Here is a 16,454-nt window from a genome sequence, read left to right as displayed (position 1 = left end):
GACCTATCAAAATTCACTTTCCAACGTTTCGTCCCAGTCGCTGTCCAGCCCGATATCAAAACCGTTTGTCCTACCGACATCGCCCAGCAGGCTACCGGTAAAGAGCAGACGCACATTGTTTGGAATTTCTTTGTCCACCGTCACGCTATTCAGCAAACTTCCATCTGCGGCAAAGGCCGAAAGTTCGTAGCTCACATCCCGAGGCTCGCCCACTAAGCCCAGAAACTGATGCAGCTTAATCTGATAATCGGCCAATTCGGAAAAATTGCCAAAGCTAATGGACTGCGCATCAGAAACAGGCAAGGTGCCAGGTGTACCAAAAGGCACATATAAATAATTGGCATGGATCCTCGTGAGCATGATTTTCTTGACGGCCAGCAAGTCATCGGGCTGATCGGTAAACTGAAACTCCACCAAACTATAGCACCTTCTCAAGACTGCAGCCTCTTGCCTGTCCGTATCGCCCACCGCAAAATCATCTAATAACAGAGCATAGCTGATCGCCCTGCGGTCGTCAAAATGCTGACCAAAGTAAAATTCATTGGCATTGCTTATGCCATTGGGCAGGAGGATGCCCACTGGCGAATGATAGGCTAACAGCAAGATCTTGTAATTTCCCTTTTTCAATTTCAATGCCAGTATCCCATCGCTCAGCTCGGTCAGTGGCAATTGCTGTGCTTCCACTATACTTCCATCTGCTTGCGAAAAAACATAATACTGCAAGATGCTGGGTTCGGAGATGTCTTCACCGCCGCTCTCCCCATCGTACACACCCGTAAGGCGAATGTTGTCCAGTCGGATGACGCCGCTGTTTGCGTTATAATCGCCTGCACCTTCCCTATCCCCTGCCGAAAACTCCAGCTTCATGCGCAGCAATTTCTGATCCATAAGCTGCGAAAGGGTACTCAGGTCAAAGCTATAGGAGTTTCTTGCCTGTGCACCCATATTCGCAAACTGATTAGTAGCGCTCAGCATTTCGTATGTTAAACCATCGTCCACAGAATAGGAAATGGAGAAGTCCTTGGGTCCTGTACCAGAACTGCTCACATCAAATGCAATGCTCGTCAGCGAAGTCACGTCCTTAATGGGTAAACTCACTTCGATCCATCTCACACCTGTGATACTTAATGCCCAACCCGCTTCGTATGGCGCCAGTGCAAAACCGGCGGCAAAGTTGGTATTCATATTGTTTGCCTCAAACTCAATCTTTGCCCCATCCTCATTCACAGCCACATCGGGCACCAAATTCTCCTCATTGAACGACCAGTAATACAGGTGCTGGGGTTCCAAGCTGGGTTGTACATTCTTGAGCGCTATCATTCCCATCCCAGATGGCACATTGGCCACTTTCGCCATCGCACCCGAACGGGCTACAGAAAGTGGCGTCACCTCCGCCTGAAAGCCCGAGAGCCGAAAACTCACCAAATGCTCTTCCTCCAAGGATAAACCGACCGGGTCTACACGTTTACAGCCTACTAAGCAAGAAATGATGCAATAGCCGCACAGGCAGCTAAAAAGAGTTTGTAAAGATTTCATAACGACATATTTAAATTAATCAAACAATGCAGAACATGATATCCAGACACACAATACCAGATAAGGCCTGAGGGCCTTCTAAACCGACTATGTTTTTCTTAGGGACAGAATTAGGGTGCAATAAGAATTACACCCAAATATATTCATTATCAACAATAAACACAATGACAAAGCGCATTTTTATTGCTTGGCAGCATCTGCATTCGTTTTTTACGCCAAATAACAATCGATGGAGACTGCCTTTCATATTGCAATATTTTATTACATTAGCGGCGATAGATCATGGATATATCCAGCCATAGGACATCAAAAAGAGCTAATTTGCACCATATGATTAATACGAACGAAGACAAAATACGAAAGGCATTCGAAAACAAAACTTGGCAGGAAATAAAGGTGAAAGACTCTTGGCAGATCTTCAAGATCATGGCCGAGTTTGTTGAAGGATTTGAGAAGTTAGCCCGGATAGGCCCTTGTGTTTCGATCTTTGGTTCTGCCAGGACATCGAGGGAGCATCACGACTACAAGATGGCCGAACAATGTGCCAAATTGCTTACCGAACGTGGTTATGGCGTCATCTCCGGTGGCGGCCCCGGCATCATGGAAGCTGCCAACAAAGGGGCATATGAGGCAGGAGGAAAATCCGTTGGCCTCAATATAGACCTCCCTTTCGAACAGTTTCACAACAAATACATCGATCGGGACAAATTGATCGAGTTCAACTATTTTTTCGTGCGCAAGGTGATGTTCATGAAATATTCACAGGGCTATATCATATTGCCTGGTGGCTTTGGCACCATGGACGAACTATTTGAGGCCATTACACTGATACAAACCGGCAAGATCGCCCGCTTCCCCATTGTATTTGTGGGGAAAAGCTTTTTCAGCGGCCTGTTTGAGTGGATAGAGCAAAAGATGCTGGGCGAAGGAAAGATAAATGAGGAAGACCTCAATCTCTACCGCGTAGTAGACACTGCCGAGGAAGCCACCGAACATATATTTAGGTTCTACGACAAGTACCTATTGAAGCCCAATTTTTAGCGGCACCTTGTTGAGTTTTACGTTATAAGTAATAAGTATTAAATGCGGTGACTTAGGCTTTTTAAAACTTATAACGTAAAACTTATAACGTAAAACTTATTACTAAAAAATTGCAGGATACTTCGCTGGATTGTACTCGTGCATCATCTCGTATACCAGCTCCACGACATCATCTACCGAAGGTTTGGAGAAATAATCGCCATCGGACCCATAGGGTGGCCTATGTGCCTTGGCAGTTAGGGTGCGGGGGTTGCTATCTAAATAATAATAGCCCTTTTGCACTTCTAGTATCTGTTGCAATATGAAGGCGGAAGCGCCTCCCGGCACATCCTCATCCACCACCAACAGCTTATTGGTCTTCTGCAAGGATGCGACGCACGTATGATGTATATCAAAAGGTTGCAAGGTTTGCGGATCTACGATCTCCACCTGGATATTGAGTCTTTCCAGTTCGGATGTGGCCTCTTGCACCACACGTAAGGTGGAGCCATAGGAGACCACGGTGATATCGCTCCCTTCTCGCAAGACCTCTGCCTGCCCTAAGGGCACGATAAAATCGCCCACATTATCCGGCATACGTTCCTTGAGGCGATAGCCGTTCAGGCATTCGATCACCAGTGCAGGTTCATCGGACCGCAGCAGGGCATTGTACATGCCCGCCGCCTGGGTCATATTGCGGGGCACGCATACGTGCAGCCCCCTCAGGCAACCCAAGATCATGCTCATGGGCGATCCCGAGTGCCAGATGCCTTCCAATCGGTGCCCTCTTGTCCGGATAATGACCGGCGCCTTCTGCCCCCCCTTGGTACGGTAGCTGAGGCAAGCCAAATCATCGCTCAGGGCCGTAAGCCCATACAGCAAGTAATCCAAATACTGAATTTCCGCTATGGGCTTCAGGCCACGCAAGGCCAGGCCAATTCCTTGGCCTACGATGGTCGTCTCCCGAATGCCCGTATCGAATATCCGCTGCTCACCAAAACGCTTTTGCAAGCCAGCAAAACCCTGATTGACGTCGCCTATCACGCCCACATCTTCCCCAAATGCCAAAAGACGGGCATCGCGCTCAAAATTGGCAGCAAAGCAGGCGTTCAGCACTTCCCTGCCGTCCACCACTTTTGGGCTATCGCCATATATGGCCGCCACGGGTTGCAGCCTGGAGACGGCATTGTCCGTATCGGTAAACAGTTTGGAATGATAGCGATCGGCTATCACCCCCTGCTGCCTTCTGTACCAATCCATCAGGCGCGTGCGCGCTTCCGTTTCTGCCCCTACCGTGGTGCGCAGCACTTTCCTGACGGAAGCATATATCTGCTTTTGGGTAGGCTCTACCGCCGAGCTCAACTCATCTGCCACGCGCTCCGCTATCTCGGAAGCTACGGCACGGATAAGGTCTATCGCCTCCGTTGCCTCTTGGTGAAAAGCCTTACCATAGTCGCTCCATGCGCGGCGCTGCTCCTCACGCACATATTCTTTCGCCTGTTGTTCAATCCCCACAAGCACTTCCTCTTCGGCAATGCCAGAAGATATGATCCAGCGTCTCATCTGCAAGTTGCAGTCGTATTCCTTCTCCCAGGCAAGCCGTTCTCCGGACTTGTACCTTTCGTGCGAGCCCGAGGTAGAATGTCCCTGAGGCTGGGTCATTTCGATAACGTGGATCAGCACGGGGACATGCTCGCGACGACTGATGTCGGAGGCCTTTTCATATACCTCGCATAGTCCCGGATAATCCCATCCCTTCACCTTGAATATTTCATAGCCCAATCCGTCCTCCCCACGCTGAAAGCCGCGCAAGATTTCGGAAATATCTTCCTTGAGCGTTTGATAGGCCGCAGGCACGCTAATGCCATAGCCGTCGTCCCATACGGACAGCACCATGGGAATCTGCATCACGCCAGCCGCATTGAGCGCTTCGAAAAACACACCCTCAGAGGTAGAAGCATTGCCGATAGTGCCAAATGCCACCTCGTTGCCCGTATTCGAAAAATGGGTCAGATAGTGAAGATCGGCGTTATTTCTATATATTTTGGACGCCTGCGCCAAGCCTACCAGTCGTGGAATCTGGCCTCCGGTAGTGGAGATATCGGCAGAGGAATTTTTCATTTCCATTTGGCTTTTCCACTCCCCTTTCTCGTCCAGCAGGCGCGTAGCAAAATGCCCGTTCATCATACGTCCGCCCGAGGCAGGCTCGGCATGGATGTCCGGATTGGCATACATCTGCGAAAAGAACTCATAGACGGAAGAAATGCCGGTGGCAAAGGCAAAGGTCTGATCGCGGTAATAACCCGAACGCCAATCGCCCTCGCGAAACACCTTGGCCATAGCGACTTGTGCCACTTCCTTGCCATCGCCAAAAATACCAAACTTGGCCTTGCCCGTGAGCACTTCCTTGCGCCCGAGCAAACTAGCCTGACGGCTCTCGCATACCAGGCGATAGTCATTGAGTACCATCGCCTTAAAATCATCAAAACTCAGTTTGGTGTTATCTATAGGGTCAGTATATGAAGTCGCAATCATGTCTATTAGCTATATCCTAAGCGTTCAAATGTAGTAAAAATATATAGATTTTTTTAAGGCACGATGCTTGCTTACTATGAAACAATAGAATATATTTGTTTAAACTTTTAGTCCACATCATTGTCTATAGCTAGACGTAAATTGATTTAATTATCGAAAAGATAGAAAAAATGAAAAGATTCGTCATGATTTGCACCATTGTATTCGCCTTTTTGGCGTTTGCAGGTATTACTGCTTCGGCTCAGGAAAAAGCTGAATTCAAATTTGAACAAGAAACCCATGACTTCGGGAAGATCCCGCAGGGCACGCCCGTCACATACACTTTCAAATTCACCAATACGGGTACTGCTCCCCTCATTATCAGCAATATTCAGTCTACTTGTGGCTGCACCGTTCCTGACTATTCAAAAACACCTGTAAAACCTGGTGAAGAAGGCCAAATAAAGGTGACCTTCAATGCAGCAGCAGCCCAACCTTTTTCGAAACCGATCACCATTGCATCCAATGCAAAAACACCCAGCAAAACACTGATTATCAAGGGTGAGGTAGTGGCAAAATAAACAGAAGCACACAAAGTATACAAGGCCATCTTTTCACATGCAAAAGATGGCTTTTTTATGCGCCGAGAATTAGTAGTTTTGTAAAAATTTTCAAAACAAAAAATGCCCAAAATAGCAAAAAAAGGCATCGACATGCCTGCCTCTCCTATACGGAAGCTGACGCCCTATGCCGATAAGGCAAAGAAAGATGGCAAGACAGTATTTCACCTCAATATCGGGCAACCCGATATCCCCACACCGGAAATTATGCTGGATGCCGTCAAGCATATAGACTTTAAGGTATGGGCCTATACTCCTAGCGAAGGCACCGCCTCCTACCGCGAAAAATTGTCTACCTACTACAACAAACTGGGCTATGGCGTAGATGCCAGCCAAATAATGGTGACCAATGGCGGATCGGAAGCAATTACCATTGCTTTCTTGGCCTGCCTCAACCCAGGCGACGAGATCATCATTCCGGAGCCCTTCTATGCCAATTACAATGGCTTTGCCTGCATGGCAGACGTCACGATCCGGCCCATCCTTTCTACTATTGAGAACGGATTTGCCCTTCCCAGCATTGCCGAATTTGAAAAGCTCATTGACAGCAAGACAAAAGCGATCGCCATCTGCAGCCCCAATAACCCGACAGGTTACCTCTATTCCAAAGAAGAGATGGAGTCCTTGAAGGCACTCTGTCTTAAGCATGATTTATACTTGTTTTCCGACGAGGCATACCGTGAATTTTGCTATGATGGCAATGAATTTGTCTCCCCTATGCACCTTGACGGCATAGAAGAGCACGTGGTGGTGTTCGATACGGTATCCAAGCGCTACAGCGCGTGTGGGGCACGCCTGGGCTGCCTCATTACCAAGAACAAAGAAGTGCTGCAAACTTCCCTCAAATTTGCCCAAGCCAGGCTCAGTGCGCCTTCGGTAGCGCAAATTGCAGGGGAAGCCGCCATAGACACTCCTCAAAGTTATTTTGACACGGTGCTTGAAGAGTACACCATACGTAGAAACATCTTGGTAGAAGGGTTGAATGCCATCCCCGGCGTCTTTTGCAGCACGCCCGGTGGTGCCTTTTACGTAGTGGCCAAGCTTCCCATAGATGATGCAGATCGCTTTTGCCAATGGATGCTGGAAAGCTTTTCCAAGGACGAAAAGACGGTGATGATGGCTCCCGCAACCGGATTCTACAGCACGCCCGGCGCCGGCAAGAATGAAGTGCGACTGGCTTACGTGCTCAACCAAGAGGACTTACGCCAAGCACTGGACTGCCTAGCGGATGGACTAGCACAATATCCCGGGAAAACCGTGTAAGATACCCATTGCCATAGGCTGCCCTGAAAGACGGCCTATGGCTAGTTCCCTCTCCTGGCATAAGCCATTAAATACGCAGATAGGCCGAAGGGCCTTTCGCCTAGGGTATAATACCCTTCTCCCCGTGTACCAAAGGCTATCGCCTCGCCCTGTGTCTCCGGCTCATAGGGTTGTTCTTCCCCCTTTCTGGCAAACAGTGCGGGCAGTGGCTCCTTGCCCTGACGCTTCCAATAGTACACGTGGAGCAGGTCTTTCACCAGCACCTCAGAGCCATCCTGGGCAATATCCGCACCGGTAAGGAAAGTATAAGGCAAAGTGGCACAACGCTGCAACACCAAAGTGTCCTGCGCTTGCAACAGCGGTGTGCGATAAACCTGCGCTTGCAAATCGCGCTTACTAATGATATACAATTGCTGATCTATGGGATCGTAGAAAAGTGATTCGGCATCCCGAGCTCCATCGGGATAACGCAATGAATAGGTCTTTATGGCAGATGGAGCAATGGTATCCACCATTTTTCCTGCCCGGTACACGGGTTCTTCTACCATGTGTACCTGCACAAAGGGACGCCTGGCACCATTGTCGCCTATATCGCCCAAAAGCAGGTAGTGCTTATCGCCGAGTGTCAGGTAGCCCATATCCTCCCAATCCACTGCCTTCACCCCCTGCAAGTAGTAAGTAGCTTTCTTTTGTGCCGTACTATCCAACAGAAAAAAACGAGCCTCGTCGCCACTGTCATTGTGCACCCAGAAATAGCCCTCGTTGCTTCTCGATGCCAGCAATCCCGAAACCTCCTCCAGCTCGGCATCTACCAGCTCCCCAAGCCTCCTCCCTTTCTCAAAATAAATATCCAATACCTGAAAGGACATCAAGAAAAGCGTGAGCGCTATGAAACCAAAAAGTAATCTCCGGCAATGGGGCATATTGTTCATATTGCTAGCTAAGGTAGCAACAATTGGGGAGGACCTATAGCCTAGGCACGACAAAATCCACTTTTGACAAAAATAAGATAGCCAAACAAGCAGTTTTTGCTATTATTGTAAAGATTTTCTCGCGTATGCATATAGAACAGTTTTATGACGATGGATTGGCGCATGCCTCCTATGCTTTGTTGGAGAACAAAGAAGTATGGTTGGTAGACCCTGCCAGAGATCCACAGTCCTATTATGATTTTGCGGACGAACATGGTGCCAAGATAAAGGGAGTAATTGAAACGCACCCCCATGCCGATTTCGTTAGTTCGCACCTGGAAATTCACCATCAGACAGGTGCTACCATCTATTGCAGCAGCCTCATAGAAGCCGAATACCCGCATGAGGCCATCGATCAGATGGACGGTATAAGCCTAGGCGAATACGGCCTTCGGGCCCTTCCTACGCCCGGCCATTCGCCAGACAGCATCTGCATCGTGTTGAATGATGGAGACGGCAGGGACATCGCCGTATTTACGGGCGATACGCTCTTCGTGGGCGATGTGGGCAGGCCCGACCTCCGGGAGAACGTAGGTAGCCTGCGTGCCAAAGCGGAAGAGCTGGCAGTGCAGCTTTACCATAGCCTGCACGAGAAGTTGTTGACACTGGACGATGAGGTGGTTGTATACCCTGCCCATGGCGCCGGCTCGCTATGCGGCAAGAACATGAGCAGCGAACGAAGCAGCACCATTGGGCAAGAAAGGAAATCTAACTACGCCCTGCAAGACATGGACGAAAGTGCCTTTGTGGACATGATCACTGCCGACCAGCCTTTTGTGCCCAAATATTTCCCATATGATGTGGCCCTCAACAAGGCGGGTGCCGACGAGCTGGAAAGCAGCTTGGCCGCCGTGGTCTTATTCCCTTTGGAGGCCGCAGAGGAAGAAGATTGCCTCCTAGTAGACGGGCGTACGGCAGCAGACTTTGCCCAAGGCCATCATCCCAAAGCCATCAATCTACCCGATGGACCAAAATTTGAAACCTGGGCAGGTTCCATCATCGACCCCGGAGAGTCTTTCTACCTGCTGACCGATACCGAGCAAGAAGGCAGGCTACTGCTGCGCAAGCTGGCCAAGATAGGATACGAGAAGCAAGTGAAGGGCTTGGTGCTTCACAGCAGCGGAAAACAAGCATCCAGCCCTCTACCCTTACAGGATTTTAAAGAACATCCCGAGCACTACACCATCCTCGACATTCGCAATGACAGCGAGGTAAAACAGGGCAAGCTCTTTGCAAATGCCATAGCTATTCCCTTGCCCCGGTTGCGCGAGACGGTACACCTTATCCCTACCGACAAAGCCATTGTGGTGCACTGTGCGGGTGGCTATCGCTCGGCCATAGGGAGCAGCATCATCGCCCAGCAGGTGCAGGGGGTGCCGGTCTACGATCTTAGTCATCATGTTAACCAATTTCAATAAGCCATGGAGTTCGTAGTGACGGGCGACGGGTCAAAGACGCTGTACCATGCCGAGATAGGCGAGCATTACCATTCGCGACACGGTGCCGTGCAGGAAAGCCGCCATGTATTCCTGGAGGCTGGCCTCAAGGACTTCCTAAAGCAATCGGGCGCCAAGGAGCTAAGTGTATTGGAGGTGGGTTTTGGCACGGGACTCAACTTTTTGCTGAGCGCCCAATATACCATTGAACACTCTATCTCTTTCCAATATAAGGGCATAGAGGCCTATCCCCTTCCCATAGAAACCATTGGCCAGACAGGCTATGATACACTCGTCAGCCCCGCCCTGTGGGAGCATTTCATGACACATTATAGCCAGGCCCAGCATGGCGAAATCCCTTGGCCCGGAGCTCGGCTCAGCTGGGAAATCGCCCACAGCACCTTGCTCGATTTTCACAGTACCAAACGCTTCGATGTTGTTTACTTCGACGCCTTCGCAGCCGTTCATCAGCCCGAAATGTGGAATGACGAAGCCTTAGCCCACGTTGCCGAGTTCCTTCGCCCACAGGGGCTATTTGTGACCTATGCCATCACCGGAAAACTGAAACGCAGCCTCAAAGCACTTGGATTTACCATCGAGAAGCTCCCGGGCGCGCCCGGCAAAAGGGAGATGCTGAGGGCCACTAAGCTATAAAGGCAGCTGGCTGTCGCAACTATTTTACAATAGCTATTTAAACTCGCCCGTAAGTATTCAGGTCAAACCACAAAAATCCTATTATATTTAAACACATCAGTTATGAGAAAGCTACTCTTTTTATTTTTCATCATTAGCGTAATCCTGAGCGCCTGCAGCGCCATGAGATCGATCAATCTATACAATGTAAAGATTGGCATGAGCAAAGCCGAAACAGTCGATGCACTGAAGAAAAAGCCGGACAATGTGGTTGGGGCAAAAGAATATGAAGATGGCATATTGGAAGTGTTGCAGTTCAGCGGCCCCATCAGTGGAATAAGGGCTGGCGAAAGCAAGAGTGGCCTCGAGAGCTATTGGCTCTATTACTTCAACGACAGGCTGGTGGAATGGGGCAAACCCATGGACTGGGCAATGGAATCGGACCGCATCTATCGTATGCGGAACAGGCATATAGACCGATAAGCCATAACAGCAAGGGCTCCTCTCTGAAACAGAAGGAGCCCTTGGTTCCGTGAGCCGACGACGGGATTCGAACCTGCGACCTACGCGTTACGAATGCGTTGCTCTACCAGCTGAGCTACATCGGCAATATTGAGCTGCAAAAGTACAATAACAATGATATAAATATCAAAAAAAAAATAAAATTAACGCTGCTACCATTGTTGCTACCTTAAGGAGTGATGGTCTAATCTCATGTCTCATATCTGGTGTCTCATATCTCGTAACTCTTTTTCCCTCGCGCTTTCCTTTCCGTCGCTCATGTCGGGCCGGGGCTTTACTTCTTTTCCGTTACTTTGGCATTGCCCCAAAGTAACCAAAGCGCTAGCCCATTCCAAGGCAATCTCTCCCACGGCCCATCCCTACAGGGCAAAGGAGGGTCGCTGTTTTTTGCTCCGCACAGACCTTTTCCGCAACACCACCGCAAAAAGGAGGCTCGGCACTGCTTGCATGATCGGTGGAGCAGCCCTTTGCCCTGTTTCTCATTGCTGTGGAATGGGCAGGGCCTGCATCGCAACGTGCAACCCTATTTTTGCTGCTATGAATGTTATCCCTTTCAGAACTCCTTGCAAGCGCCGTATGATGGTCTAATCTCACATCTCATATCTGGTGTCTCATATCTCGCAACTCTTTTTCCCTCGCTCTGTCCTTTCCGGCCCTTAAGCCGGGCCAGGGCTTTTACTTTCTTTGCAAACGCGAAAGAAAGTAAACAAAGAACGCTTTTGCGGCTGTGGAAAATTTGCTGGGCTTTGGTGGCCTATACCAGATAGACGCTAGGCTTCGCTGCATCCATCCCCTTGATCCTCGGGCCACCAAGCCCCGAGACACAAACTTTCCAAGGCCGCTCGTACTATCAACGCTTAACCTGCATTCCTGCTGCTATGAATGTTATCCCTTTCAGAAGGACTTTCAAACGCCGCATGACGCTCTAATCTCATATCTCGTAACTCTTTTTCCCTCGCTCTGTCCTTTCCGGCCCTCNAGCCGGGCCAGGGCTTTTACTTTATTTCCGTTACTTTGGCATTGCCCCAAAGTAACCAAAGCGCTAGCCCATTCCAAGGCAATCTCTCCCACGGCCCATCCCTACAGGGCAAAGGAGGGTCGCTGTTTTTTTGCTCCGCACAGGCCTTTTCCGCAACACCACCGCAAAAAGGAGGCTCGGCACTGCTTGCATGATCGGTGGAGCAGCCCTTTGCCCTGTTTCCATTGCTGTGGAATGGGCAGGGCCTGCATCGCAACGTGCAACCCTATTTTTGCTGCTATGACTGTTATCCCTTTCAGAGAGATTTTCTAGCGCCGCATGGTGGCCTAATCTCATGTCTCATATCTCGCAACTCTTTTCCCCTCGCTCTTTCCGTCCCCAAATCAAAAAAAAGAAAAAAAATATTTTTATACATAGAACTTCTATGTATATTTGCTTTTATGAAGGAAATCAGCAAAGAACTTATGGCCAGCTCCTTGGCACCTATTATCTTACTTATACTTCGTAGACAGGAAAGCTATGGTTACGAAATCATCCAGGAAATTGAACGGTTATCGGGCAAAAAACTAGCCGTAGCGGAAGGCACCTTATACCCCATCCTCAAAAAGATGGAGGCCAAGGAATGGATTGCCGCGACATGGAAAACCGGAAGCACAGGAAAAGAACGCCGCTATTACGCGCTCACCCAAAAAGGCCATATCGAACTTGATAGCCAATATGAACAATGGAATTTTTTACACGACCTCATCAATACATTATGGAAAAGCCCCAATTTGACCTACAACAGGCTATAAGCCGCAGCATCCAAGATCTTTACGAACAAGGTACTATTACCAACTCTGACCGCCATGAACTGCAAGCACATTTGGAAGATAGTGCGGAAGGGCTCATTACTACAGGGCTCAGCGAAGAAGAAGCCTTCCTTATCGCTCAGAAACGCCTAGGTCGCCCCGAACTGCTCAACGAAGAGTATGCAAAGGTGAACCATAATCTACGGACGGACAAGACCTGGGCATTACTCTTGGCAGGTTTCGCAGCCATCTCTACCTTCATCGCCCTCATTAGCTACAGTGGTTCCATCTATTACTACCTTCTCGAAAGATTTGGCCTATCCAATTACACATGGCCTGTTGTCGCTTTTTTATGTCTACAGTCCACCTTGTTTCTCTTCATTGCCCTCAAAAAGAGGGAAGTTTCTAATTTCCTGCGCGACCAAGTGGAAATGAACCCTTTGCGGAGTATCGTATTTTCCTTTACTCTGCTTGCTCTTGTCAAAGGCATGCAAATAGCCGTTCTGCGATACTTGCCCAAATCGTTCTCGTATCCTGCATCTACCATATACGGTTTTCAAGGTGACAAACTTATCGAGTTTGCCACCTATGTATCTCTGTTCTGTCTTTTTGTTTCGCTGCTAAGCATCTTTTTCAGCCTCCGATCACCAACCAAAGGAACCTGGCGCGCCGCTTTCGAAAAGCCCTCCATTGCATTTCTGATGCTCTTTGGTATCGGTACAGCCTGCTTTGCCGCATCTACTCGTTCGTTGAGCGGATTGCTGCCTGTACCTATGCACTTTACGCTGTTTGGCTTAGTCTATCTTATGGGCGCAGCCCTGATCAGCTACTATAATGAGAATAGTAAGTTGCACCTATTTTTCTTCGGCATTTTTGGTTTCTGTGCAGAGCTAGGTGTAGGCGTCGTCGCAGATATAGACCGGGCACAACGTGGTATAGGCCAAATCTATACCCCATTCTTTATACTGAGCCTGATTGTCGGCTTAATGGCTGGGTGGTATATGGGCAATATGCTTAGGGGCAAAGATGCCATTCCATCTCGCTAAACAAGCTTGTACGTTATCATAACTATAATGCGCCCTATATTACCGTTTAGTCCGATGAGGATTCGGTATGAGTCACTTAATTATATAGCTTTTGTTTTTTTTTTCGCTGTAGTATAGCTGGATATCGATGGAATAGGAATAAGATAGGGACTGAATGAAGGTGCTATCGGCACACTAAGGCTCCCCCTATCCGATGGAAGAATCGGAGATTCCTTTCCCGAGTTCCGAGAAGTAACGTATTCCCATCCCTACTGCTATCATTGTTGCTACCCTAAGGAAAGGCTTTCTAGCGTCGCATGATGGTCCAGTAGAGGCGCAATATTTTGCGCCTCTACGAACAATACTCTTCCCCTCGCTCTTTCCCTTCCGTCGCTCTTGCCGCGACGGGGCACCTACTTTTTGGCAGTCGCCCCAAAAAGTAGGCAAAAATGGCTTTTGCGGCTGTGGAAAATTTGCTGGGCTTTGGTGGCCTCCATCCAGATGGACGCTAGGCTTCGCTGCATCCATCCCCTTGATCCTCGGGCCACCAAGCCCCGAGACGCAAATCTTCCAAGGCCGCTCTGCATAGTTCCGCCTGTCTGCGCCGCAATTTCTACCGTCCAAAAGTTCCTAGACATGTTCCACCTCCCCCTTTCAGAACTCCTTGCAAACGCCGTATGGTGGTCTAATCTCATGTCTGGTGTCTCATATCTCACATCTCATATCCAGTATGTCACAACCCAATTTTCGTCTACCAAAACAGCCCTTATGTCTAATGCGCGGGGTGTTCGTCGAGTACTTCTGCCCGTTCGTCTAGAAGTGCCCAAACACCATGCAACTTTTTCGATTTCGCAACGTCTTACATACAAAAGAGCAATAAATTTGACGCTCTCAAAAAATAAGGTATAAAAATTTAAAATATAGAAATCATGAAAACTATCGCATTAACCGCAATGATCTGTGCAGCCACCGTAGCCGGCAGCTTTGCAAACACGAACTCGAACATCAACAAGGGCAACGAAAAGAACAAGCACGCCCTCTCCCATGAGCAGGGAACCATCAACCACTTCAAGGACGGCATCGCCTTCCACCAGCGCAACGTGGAAGTCCTCTGGGACCAGTATGAACTGGCAACTGAGCGCATTCGCAACAGCAAGGGCAACCACAAAGAGCTGGATGCCGACAAGGCCTACTTCGTGGGTGTCTACCAGGACGACATCAACAAGGGCCTCCGCGTGGAGGACAGCAGGAAGGCCATCGCCGAGATAGAGGCCATCTACGCGAGGAAACATGCCGACAGGGATGCCTATGAGGCCAAGGCCATCGCCAAGCTGCAGGCACAGCTCAAGGCAGAGCTGGCACAGGAAAAGGACAGCTTCAAGTCCCTGAAGAAAGAGTACAGCCACTTGATAGACACGCAGACACTGCCCCTTCTGCTGGAAGTGGAGAGCAGCTTCGCCCGCTCAAACGACCTAGTAGCCAAGCTTGACCATACTGCGGACAATATCGCCATTGCCGCGCTGTAACAGCTAAGAACTCCCCCTTTATCATATAATTACACTACCGGCCGGCCGCTTAACAGCGGCTGGTTTTTTTTTTTTGAGTGGGTACTATCTTTCTCATCCGCCAAAGACGGACAGCTTATCCTATGGAAAGACTTTCTAGCACTGCATGATGGTCTAATCATGTCTCATATTTCACAACCAACGACTTTTTCCCTTCGCTCTGTCCTTTCCGTCGCTCATGCCGCAACTGGGCACCTACTTTTTGGCAGTCGCCCCAAAAAGTAGGCAAAAATGGCTTTTGCGGCTGTGACCAATTTGGCTAAATGCCGATGGCAAGAGCACGTTGAACGCTAGGCTTTGGCATTTTCACAGCTTGCTATCAGCCAAAGCTGCATTCAACCATCATATCCGTCAGCCATCGGCATTCTTAACGCCAATTGCTCAAGGCCGCTCGTACTATCAACGCTTAACCTGCATTCCTGCTGCTATGAATGTTGTTCCTTTCAGAAGGCCTTTCAAGCGCCGCAAGACGCTCTAATCTCACGTCTCACGTCTGTTGTCTCATATCTGGTGTCTCATGTCTGTTGTCTCATATCTGGTGTCTCATGTCTCATTTTCCTTTCGCGCTTTCCTTTCCGTCGCTCTTGCCGCGACTGGGCACCTACTTTTTGGCAGTCGCCCCAAAAAGTAGGCAAAAANGGCTTTTGCGGCTGTGACCAATTTGGCTAAATGCCGATGGCAAGAGCACGTTGAACGCTAGGCTTTGGCATTTTCACAGCTTGCTATCAGCCAAAGCTGCATTCAACCATCATATCCGTCAGCCATCGGCATTCTTAACGCCAATTGCTCAAGGCCGCTCGTACTATCAACGCTTAACCTGCATTCCTGCTGCTATGAATGTTATCCCTTTCAGAAGGCCTTGCAAGCGTCGTATGGTGATCTAATCTCATATCTCATTTTTCCCCTCGCTCTTTCCTTTCCGGCCCTCAAGCCGGGCCAAGGCTTTTACTTCTTTTCCGTTACTTTGGCATTGCCCCAAAGTAACCAAAGCGCTAGCCCATTCCAAGGCAATCTCTCGCACGGTCCATCCCTACAGGGCAAAGGAGAGTCGCTGTTTTTTGCTCCGCACAGACCTTTCCCTCGACACCACCGCAAAAAGGAGGCTCGGCACTGCTTGCATGATCGGTGGAGCAGCCCATTGCCCTGTTCCCATTGCTGTGGAATGGGCAGGGCCTGCATCGCAACGTGCAGCCCTATTTTTGCTGCTATGAATGTTGTTCCTTTCAGAAGGCCTTTCAAGTGCCGCATGATGGTTCAATCTCATATCTCACAACTTTTTTTCCCTTCGCTCTTTCCCTTCCGTCGCTCTTGCCGCGACTGGGCACCTACTTTTTTGCCAAAGCAGAAAAAAGTAGGCAAAAACTGCTTTTGCGGCTGGGGAAAGTTTGCTGGATTTTGGCGGCCTATACCAGATGGACGCTAGGCTTCGCTGCATCCATCCCTTTGAGCCACAAGCCACCAAAATCCCTAGACGCAAACTTTCCAAGGCCGCCCTGCATAGTTCCGCCTGCCTGCGCCGTAATTTCTACCGTCAGCAAGCTCCTAGATATGTTTCACCTCCCCCTCCCCACGCCCAGTG

16 protein-coding genes and 1 tRNA gene are annotated in these 16,454 nt (G+C 49.3%); 9 read left to right on the top strand and 8 right to left on the bottom strand.

The window, feature by feature from the left end; all coding sequences use genetic code 11:
* Window positions 1–6: 6 nt before the first annotated feature.
* Window positions 7–1,536 (bottom strand): hypothetical protein, encoded by a 1,530-nt coding sequence (locus A37S_RS0116155; RefSeq protein WP_157278739.1) that lies wholly within the window; start codon window positions 1,534–1,536, stop codon window positions 7–9.
* 330 nt (window positions 1,537–1,866) lie between these two features.
* Between A37S_RS0116155 and A37S_RS0116150 the strand changes: the two genes are divergently transcribed.
* Window positions 1,867–2,577 (top strand): LOG family protein, encoded by a 711-nt coding sequence (locus A37S_RS0116150; protein ID WP_036602849.1) that lies wholly within the window; start codon window positions 1,867–1,869, stop codon window positions 2,575–2,577.
* A 102-nt stretch (window positions 2,578–2,679) separates the two neighbouring features.
* Here the strand turns inward: A37S_RS0116150 and A37S_RS0116145 are convergent, their stop codons facing one another.
* Window positions 2,680–5,091 (bottom strand): alpha-ketoacid dehydrogenase subunit alpha/beta, encoded by a 2,412-nt coding sequence (locus tag A37S_RS0116145; protein WP_028297883.1) that lies wholly within the window; start codon window positions 5,089–5,091, stop codon window positions 2,680–2,682.
* A 170-nt stretch (window positions 5,092–5,261) separates the two neighbouring features.
* On the opposite strand from A37S_RS0116145, the gene A37S_RS0116140 reads away from it, so the two are divergent.
* A complete protein-coding gene (locus A37S_RS0116140) occupies window positions 5,262–5,651 on the top strand; it encodes a DUF1573 domain-containing protein (RefSeq protein ID WP_028297882.1) in 390 nt (129 codons plus the stop codon).
* Between the two features lie 102 nt (window positions 5,652–5,753).
* Entirely contained in the window at window positions 5,754–6,953 is a 1,200-nt protein-coding gene (locus tag A37S_RS0116135; protein WP_028297881.1) for a pyridoxal phosphate-dependent aminotransferase, read from the top strand.
* Between the two features lie 41 nt (window positions 6,954–6,994).
* On the opposite strand, the gene A37S_RS24995 is transcribed toward A37S_RS0116135, so the two are convergent.
* Window positions 6,995–7,885 carry a hypothetical protein gene (locus A37S_RS24995; RefSeq protein WP_157278737.1) on the bottom strand — a complete coding sequence of 297 codons (891 nt, stop codon included), beginning with the start codon at window positions 7,883–7,885 and terminating at the stop codon, window positions 6,995–6,997.
* Between the two features lie 125 nt (window positions 7,886–8,010).
* On the opposite strand from A37S_RS24995, the gene A37S_RS0116125 reads away from it, so the two are divergent.
* From A37S_RS0116125 to A37S_RS0116110, 3 genes are all read left to right on the top strand, one after another.
* Window positions 8,011–9,342, top strand: a complete 1,332-nt coding sequence (locus A37S_RS0116125) for an MBL fold metallo-hydrolase (RefSeq protein WP_028297880.1) — start codon at window positions 8,011–8,013, stop codon at window positions 9,340–9,342.
* 3 nt (window positions 9,343–9,345) lie between these two features.
* Window positions 9,346–10,014 carry a tRNA (5-methylaminomethyl-2-thiouridine)(34)-methyltransferase MnmC2 gene (gene mnmC2, locus A37S_RS0116120; protein WP_028297879.1) on the top strand — a complete coding sequence of 223 codons (669 nt, stop codon included), beginning with the start codon at window positions 9,346–9,348 and terminating at the stop codon, window positions 10,012–10,014.
* Window positions 10,015–10,116: 102 nt separating this feature from the next.
* A complete protein-coding gene (locus tag A37S_RS0116110) occupies window positions 10,117–10,476 on the top strand; it encodes a hypothetical protein (protein WP_157278735.1) in 360 nt (119 codons plus the stop codon).
* A gap of 52 nt (window positions 10,477–10,528) precedes the next feature.
* On the opposite strand, the gene A37S_RS0116105 is transcribed toward A37S_RS0116110, so the two are convergent.
* From A37S_RS0116105 to A37S_RS27160, 3 genes are all read right to left on the bottom strand, one after another.
* Window positions 10,529–10,601: transfer RNA gene (locus A37S_RS0116105), tRNA-Thr, on the bottom strand.
* 235 nt (window positions 10,602–10,836) lie between these two features.
* Window positions 10,837–11,109, bottom strand: coding sequence for a hypothetical protein (locus A37S_RS27165; RefSeq protein WP_157278733.1), 273 nt, complete (start codon window positions 11,107–11,109; stop codon window positions 10,837–10,839).
* A 401-nt stretch (window positions 11,110–11,510) separates the two neighbouring features.
* Complete coding sequence (locus tag A37S_RS27160) at window positions 11,511–11,750, bottom strand: hypothetical protein (RefSeq protein WP_157278731.1); 240 nt, start codon at window positions 11,748–11,750, stop codon at window positions 11,511–11,513.
* Window positions 11,751–11,934: 184 nt separating this feature from the next.
* Here A37S_RS27160 and A37S_RS27155 point away from each other — a divergent pair, with 184 nt between their 5' ends.
* Both A37S_RS27155 and A37S_RS0116090 read left to right on the top strand, forming a co-directional pair.
* Entirely contained in the window at window positions 11,935–12,288 is a 354-nt protein-coding gene (locus A37S_RS27155; protein WP_028297877.1) for a PadR family transcriptional regulator, read from the top strand.
* Window positions 12,252–13,331 (top strand): permease prefix domain 1-containing protein, encoded by a 1,080-nt coding sequence (locus A37S_RS0116090; RefSeq protein WP_028297876.1) that lies wholly within the window; start codon window positions 12,252–12,254, stop codon window positions 13,329–13,331. Before A37S_RS27155 ends, A37S_RS0116090 begins: the two co-directional genes overlap by 37 nt.
* Window positions 13,332–13,723: 392 nt before the next feature.
* Here A37S_RS0116090 and A37S_RS0116085 read toward each other — a convergent pair whose 3' ends face one another.
* A complete protein-coding gene (locus A37S_RS0116085; protein ID WP_028297875.1) occupies window positions 13,724–13,948 on the bottom strand; it encodes a hypothetical protein in 225 nt (74 codons plus the stop codon).
* Between the two features lie 462 nt (window positions 13,949–14,410).
* On the opposite strand from A37S_RS0116085, the gene A37S_RS0116080 reads away from it, so the two are divergent.
* Window positions 14,411–14,836, top strand: coding sequence for a hypothetical protein (locus A37S_RS0116080; protein ID WP_157278727.1), 426 nt, complete (start codon window positions 14,411–14,413; stop codon window positions 14,834–14,836).
* A 1,069-nt stretch (window positions 14,837–15,905) separates the two neighbouring features.
* Here A37S_RS0116080 and A37S_RS27150 read toward each other — a convergent pair.
* On the bottom strand, window positions 15,906–16,139 hold the full coding sequence (locus tag A37S_RS27150; protein WP_157278725.1) for a hypothetical protein: 234 nt from the start codon (window positions 16,137–16,139) through the stop codon (window positions 15,906–15,908).
* Between the last annotated feature and the right edge of the window lie 315 nt (window positions 16,140–16,454).

This window comes from Olivibacter sitiensis DSM 17696, from assembly GCF_000427965.1.
GTDB lineage: Bacteria > Bacteroidota > Bacteroidia > Sphingobacteriales > Sphingobacteriaceae > Olivibacter > Olivibacter sitiensis.
Note: the sequence above shows the minus strand (reverse complement) of the source record. Positions and strands in the feature narration are given on the sequence as shown.